This is a genomic window from Neisseria sp. P0022.S010, assembly GCF_051956635.1.
In genome coordinates this window covers 1-782 of record NZ_JBQCXF010000770.1, presented here as the reverse complement: position 1 = coordinate 782, position 782 = coordinate 1, and the positions used below count along the sequence as shown (strand labels likewise).

Below are 782 nucleotides of genomic sequence, written 5' to 3'. Positions count from 1 at the left end.
ATATTGAGCAGGTGAACTTCAATATTGTGCAGCGTGTTGCAATAGGATGTGAACATCAAACCATGTTCGCCACTGAGTTTGCCGAAGGGCAGGCTGCGGCGGACAATTTTCAGGCCAATGCCGTTTTCTTTGACATTGACGCGGCCGAGATGGGAGTCGGGCAGACGCACGTCTTTGCTGAATTCGTCATTGGTTTCTTTGCTGCGGCCCACGCTGGCTTCTTGCACGGCAGTAGGGACGGCATCCCATTTTTTCAAATCGTGCAGGTATTTTTGCAGCAAGACATAGCTGCCGCCGGCATCCGGCTTGCCTTCTGGAATGATGGCAACATTACGTACATTGTCATCGCCCTGCGGATTTTCCGTACCGTCGACAAAACCGTCCAAGCCGCGGTCTTCATACAGGCGCAGGCCGTGTTCTTCAGTGGCTACGCGGATGCTGTCGCCGAATGCGCCTAAAACAGATTGGGCTAAGGCATAGGCGGCTTTTTGCTCGGTGGCTTGAATATGGATATAGAGATCATGTTGGGTAGAAGGGGCAAGGCCGTTGCCCAATTCAGGGAAAGGTTTGATTTCTCTGCCTTCGTCAGTATGACCGAACGATTGCCATGCGCGGCTGCCAAAGGCAATGGTTAAACCCAAAATATCATTCGGAAAACGGGTTTTTAATTTGGCCAAGGATTCCAAAGAAAGGCGGCAGGCAGATTTGATGTCTTCGTTGCGGCCGTCTGAAATGTCTGCTTCGATAAAAATACCGGCTTGTGCGTGATCAGGAATAATAGC

At 50.9% G+C, this 782-nt stretch carries 1 protein-coding gene; it reads right to left on the bottom strand.

Annotation, left to right across the window (positions count from 1 at the left end; all coding sequences use genetic code 11):
• Positions 1 to 782, bottom strand: a 782-nt coding sequence (locus ACTHUT_RS21300) for a Dyp-type peroxidase (protein ID WP_440419796.1), incomplete at both ends; no start/stop codon positions are given.